The 4,531-nt window shown below is 59.0% G+C and carries 5 protein-coding genes and 3 pseudogenes; 4 read left to right on the top strand and 4 right to left on the bottom strand.

Features of this window, described 5'->3' with window-relative positions; all coding sequences use genetic code 11:
* Window positions 1-441, bottom strand: a 441-nt coding sequence (locus tag F6X42_RS41760) for an IS4/Tn5 family transposase DNA-binding protein (RefSeq protein ID WP_187639602.1), incomplete at its 3' end; no start/stop codon positions are given.
* A gap of 133 nt (window positions 442-574) precedes the next feature.
* On the opposite strand from F6X42_RS41760, the gene F6X42_RS41755 reads away from it, so the two are divergent.
* Both F6X42_RS41755 and F6X42_RS46260 read left to right on the top strand, forming a co-directional pair.
* A complete protein-coding gene (locus F6X42_RS41755; RefSeq protein WP_187639601.1) occupies window positions 575-1,588 on the top strand; it encodes an IS110 family RNA-guided transposase in 1,014 nt (337 codons plus the stop codon).
* A gap of 442 nt (window positions 1,589-2,030) precedes the next feature.
* Window positions 2,031-2,258: pseudogene (locus tag F6X42_RS46260) on the top strand (putative Ig domain-containing protein); the annotation flags it as partial.
* A gap of 30 nt (window positions 2,259-2,288) precedes the next feature.
* Here the strand turns inward: F6X42_RS46260 and F6X42_RS46255 are convergent.
* Window positions 2,289-2,414, bottom strand: a pseudogene (locus tag F6X42_RS46255) (IS3 family transposase); the annotation flags it as partial.
* Between the two features lie 24 nt (window positions 2,415-2,438).
* On the opposite strand from F6X42_RS46255, the gene F6X42_RS41745 reads away from it, so the two are divergent.
* The gene (locus F6X42_RS41745) at window positions 2,439-2,819 is read left to right on the top strand and encodes a DDE-type integrase/transposase/recombinase (protein ID WP_376776529.1); all 381 of its coding nucleotides are present in this window, start codon (window positions 2,439-2,441) and stop codon (window positions 2,817-2,819) included.
* Between the two features lie 189 nt (window positions 2,820-3,008).
* The gene (locus F6X42_RS41740) at window positions 3,009-3,710 is read left to right on the top strand and encodes a potassium channel family protein (protein WP_187639598.1); all 702 of its coding nucleotides are present in this window, start codon (window positions 3,009-3,011) and stop codon (window positions 3,708-3,710) included.
* Window positions 3,711-3,805: 95 nt separating this feature from the next.
* On the opposite strand, the gene F6X42_RS41735 is transcribed toward F6X42_RS41740, so the two are convergent.
* Window positions 3,806-4,084, bottom strand: a complete 279-nt coding sequence (locus F6X42_RS41735) for a DUF2252 family protein (RefSeq protein WP_312893023.1) — start codon at window positions 4,082-4,084, stop codon at window positions 3,806-3,808.
* A gap of 53 nt (window positions 4,085-4,137) precedes the next feature.
* Window positions 4,138-4,372, bottom strand: a pseudogene (locus F6X42_RS41730) (helix-turn-helix domain-containing protein); the annotation flags it as partial.
* Window positions 4,373-4,531 lie beyond the last annotated feature (159 nt).

Here is a 4,531-nt window from a genome sequence, read left to right as displayed (position 1 = left end):
ACCTTCGGTTGTGACGGCGAGACTTGAATGCATCAGGATGCCGCATTGCGGGCTCGGCTTCGTCCGGCCTCGCCGCTGGGCGGAAGTTATTGCGCTGCCAGCGTATCCGATGAGTTCGGGATGTTCCCTTTCGTATGAAAACGTGGTGGTATCCTGAAGTACAAGAATCGGTCCATCGGTCGTGGAAGAACGCTGTGAAGTAGTCCGGAAATGTCCGCTCAGAATGTCCTGCTCACTGACGCGATCATTGTTCATAAAGCGATACGCTGCCTTGGTATTGGCCCAATCCTGGCAGGCGAGTGGAATGGTCTGTCCCATACCCTTCCACAATTGCTCCAGCAGCATTCCAAACCGCTTGCGAAGCCGGATGTCCTGAAACTCGCTGTCCGCAATCTCGCAATTCAGCCAGGATTCATCCTTTGCGCGTTCCGTTCCTGTCATCTATTCAAATAGGAATCCTAAATGCATTCAGGCTAGCAGAATTGAAAATCATCTAGCGGGCCTCCCACCGTCGTCGTGGAGGCGGCGGGGTTAAAGTGAGTTTGCCAACTGCTTTAACCGGAGGGAGGCTGAGATGAAATATAGCGGAATTGACCTGCATTCGAACAACACCGTCGTGACTGTGACCGACGAAGCGGACCGGGTGGTCGCAGAAAAGCGGCTGCCTAACGACCTGCCGAAGATTCTGGCGCTTCTTTTACCCTGGCAGCAAGAGCTGGCTGGCGTCGTGGTCGAATCCACGTACAACTGGTACTGGCTTGTCGACGGGCTGCAGGAAGCAGGCTTCAAAGTGCATCTGGCCAACACCACGGCGATCAAAAAATACGACGGACTCAAGCACAGCGGAGATGAGACCGATGCCCGTTACCTCGCTCACCTGCTGCGATTGGGGATTCTTCCGACAGGCACCGTTCTGCCGCCACAGCACCGTGCCGTGCGCGACCTGGCCAGGAAACGCATGCAACTGGTACGCAGCCGCACCAGCCATATCCTCGCGGTTGAGAACATTACGGCGCGCCAGTTCGGCATGCGAATCACAAGCAATCAGGTCAAGCGGCTGGACGCAGAAGCGATCGACCAGATGCACCTGCCAGACGACGTGGCACTCGCGGTTCTGGCGAACGTCGCGGTCATCACAACGCTCTCCTCACAGATTGACGTCGTGGAAAAGCGTCTTCATGAAAAGGTCGCGCCGGATCCCGACTATGCATTACTGGTTACAGTGCCGGGAATTGGCCAAACTCTTGCGACTGTCATTCTGCTGGAGGTGGGCTCCATTGAGCGCTTCGGCAGCGCTGGTAACTTCGCGTCCTACGCGCGCTGTGTAGACAGCCAGCACATGAGCAATGGCAGGAAGAAAGGTGAAGGCAATACAAAGAACGGCAACCCGTACCTGTCCTGGGCATTCATCGAAGCGGCCAACTTTGCTATGCGCTATTGCGCCGATGCCAAGCGCTTCTATGAGCGCAAGAAAGCCAGGACCAATCCGGTCCTGGCGCGCAAGGCCCTGGCACACAAGCTGGCCCGCGCGTGCTTCCATATTCTGAAGGAGCGAAAACCCTTTGATGTGACGCGCTGTTTCGCGTAGAGCTGACGACGGCGGCCGGCAAGCCCCGATTACCCACTGGAGCCCCAGCCCACAAAATTGAATGGGATGTCGTGCCGCCGTCCTCCGATGAGCAGTCAAAGCGGACCGCCCGCAATGCGAACCAGCCACCGATTGGCGCCGACGCGTCGGTAGCCACAAATTTGCGCAACCACATGGACGCATTGCGGCACCAACGTTCTTCTGGGGCGGCATGGCCGCTAGGGCGACAGGCAACGTACCTCGCCATTCGCTTGAACCTGATGGGTGTGTGGCGCGATCCGTCGCAGCCATGATCTGAAGAAACGGGCGCGCTCAGCTTCTGCAATCGGAACACAGCAACAGAAACTGGTCGCACTCTCGCGGCCATGATATTGCTTGCTCGCTTGACACTCGGCCCGCTAATGGGTGTGGGTAATTACAAGACCGACGCGACCTATCATGAATGAGTGAATCTGTCCGGGACCATGTTCATGCAGATCACGCGTTGCCTGATACGCCGAGCAGCAGCGGTGGAACGATCACGCAATACAGCGTGTCGCCTCCGCTGCCTGCCGGCCTGAGCCTGAATTCCCGGACTGGCGCGATCACCGGCACGCCCACCGCCGTCAGCAACGCCACTATTTATACGATCACGGGCACCAAGGCGGCAGGCAGCACCACCACGCTGGTGGAGATCGAGGTCAAGGCCACCGATGTGGCGCCGGATAGCCTGAGCTTGCCCCACGTGTACGCCTTCGCGCGCGAGCTGCGCATGGATACGCGGTGCCCCATACGTGCCGCGCGAGCTTGCATGTAGCGTGCGGATGCGCGCGAGCAGTTGCGCATCGCACGCAAGCGGGTGGCGCACCTCATGCGTATGGCGGGTCTCTGCGGGGCAAGCCGGCGGCGCTGGCCGCGCACCACACGGCCACGCGCAGGCGCCCGGCGCGCGCCTGATCTGGTGCGCCGGCACTTCAGTGCCGACGCGACAAACGTGCTGTGGGTCGCAGATGCGACCTATGTACCCACGGGTGAAGGATTCCTCTATCTGGCGGTCGTGCTGGATGTGTTCAGCCGTCGCATCATCGGCTGGGCGATGTCCCGCCATCTGTACAACGAACTGATGTTGCGCGCGCTGGACATGGCGTTGCAGCAACGACGCCATGATGGTGTGATTCTACATTCCGATCAAGGCTGTCCATCGAAGCGGGTCATCCCCACATTTGTCAAGACTGAACTGTTTAGAGATTAAACGAATGAGAAATGCAGAACGGAGCGACGTACACTGGATGCTCGACCTGGGCGACAAGAGTCATCAGCGTATCGGTGTATCGGCGCATAGACAGGTGCCCTCTTTGCTTTCCTCGCGCACCGCGGTCCACCCGAGTGCTCATCTTCAGGCAGGGAAACGGTCGCGGACTTCTGTTCGACTGGAGGGGCGATGGCATACGTACAGCGATGGCGGGACCGCGCCGCGCCGTTGCGTCACGGAAGCATGATCGCGCTTCTTGTGCTCTTCGTCATGATGGTGTTCGTCGTCCCGTTCGTCACCGCGTCGACTAGCGTGGCCGGTCGAATTCTGCAGGACGTGCTTCTCTCGCTGATCCTCCTGAACGGACTAATAACCGCGACGGATCGATCCGGAGAGTTCGCGCTGATCTCGCTGGCCGCCCTCGTGGCTCTCGTTGTGGTCTGGGCGGGATGGCTCCTCCCGACAGTCCTCACGCTGGCGATACGTGACGAAGCGACACTCCTTGCACTTGTGCTGCTTGGCATGGTCGTTGGAATGAGAGTGTTCGGCCCGGGCGCGGTGACACGTGACCGGATCGCCGGAGCTGTCGCGCTTTACATATTGGTGGGAGTAGTTTGGGCTGACGCATATTACCTCGTCAGCCTCTACGTTCCCGGGGCGTTTGCAGGCGCTACACACAGCGAGATCCCAGAGAATCACTCGATCTGGATTTATTTCAGTTTCGTCACATTGACCACCGTAGGGTATGGCGACATCACGCCTGTCGCGCCCGCGGCGAGATCGCTTTCGAATCTCGAAGCGCTGATTGGCCAACTTTATCCGGCTATCGTGCTCGCACGACTGGTGTCATTGCAGGTGGCGGGTGGTGGATCCGGAACGAACAAATCGTGATGCCACGCTTCGCGCGACGGCGCGTATTGCGTTGCCGACCACGCGTTGCCACCATACGAACCGAAGCGGGACCGACACAAACAAGCAGATGGCGGTCAACTGTCTTGCATATCGTCGATGCGTCCCGCTTTGACTGCGGCCTTCAACGCCGGCCAGTCAGCCTCGTTCTGCTCGGCATAGGCGAGCGCGAATTGCTCGATTGCCTCGTCGAACGCGTCGGACTTGCCGAGGTATCCGCAAATGAGCGCGGGATCACCAGCCTTTGCCATCGCGTGGGCAAGGGCGTGGCCGCAAGACACCGCATATTCGCTGAGATCATCAGCCTTAATGGTGCTGAAATCGAATGCGCCCTTCATGTCGCGCAACTGTCGCACGTAAAAATCGATACCCGTAATTCGCGCTTTGGACCAGCCGAGGAAAATGTCGCTGTGGAGGGGGCCCGTGCAAGTTGCTTTGCAATTGACTGGATCGAATCGCCCGACACGAGCGCCCGCGATATCTCCTCGCGCTCGGCCAGCGTCAACGCCAATCTGGAGCGGCGTCGCTGTGGCGGCCGGATTCCGCCCGTCTCAGCCAGAATCCCTTGTGCCGATGAGTGGTTCCGGTCAAAAAGCTGGGCAAATACGCTGGAGGGATTCGCCCTTCTGCCAGCGCTCCCACATCAGCGCTTTCTGGGTCTCGGTGTAATAAATCCGTATGCGTCTCACGTCGGCCGTTCTCCGGGCAGCAGTGAACGGGGGTAATTTGGTTCCCACCAAATGTTTTGATGGGAACCAAAGTGGCCGAGATTGTGGATAGCAAGTGCGAGGCACCGGGCAAGC

The sequence above is a fragment of the Paraburkholderia podalyriae genome (assembly GCF_014397785.1).
Taxonomy (GTDB): domain Bacteria; phylum Pseudomonadota; class Gammaproteobacteria; order Burkholderiales; family Burkholderiaceae; genus Paraburkholderia; species Paraburkholderia podalyriae.
Note: the sequence above shows the minus strand (reverse complement) of the source record. Positions and strands in the feature narration are given on the sequence as shown.

Bases quoted from the DNA above. Each gene is read 5' to 3' on its own strand.
- F6X42_RS41755 (WP_187639601.1), top strand. From the start codon at position 575: ATGAAATATAGCGGAATTGACCTGCATTCGAACAACACCGTCGTGACT.
- F6X42_RS41745 (WP_376776529.1), top strand. From the start codon at position 2,439: ATGCGTATGGCGGGTCTCTGCGGGGCAAGCCGGCGGCGCTGGCCGCGC.
- F6X42_RS41740 (WP_187639598.1), top strand. From the start codon at position 3,009: ATGGCATACGTACAGCGATGGCGGGACCGCGCCGCGCCGTTGCGTCAC.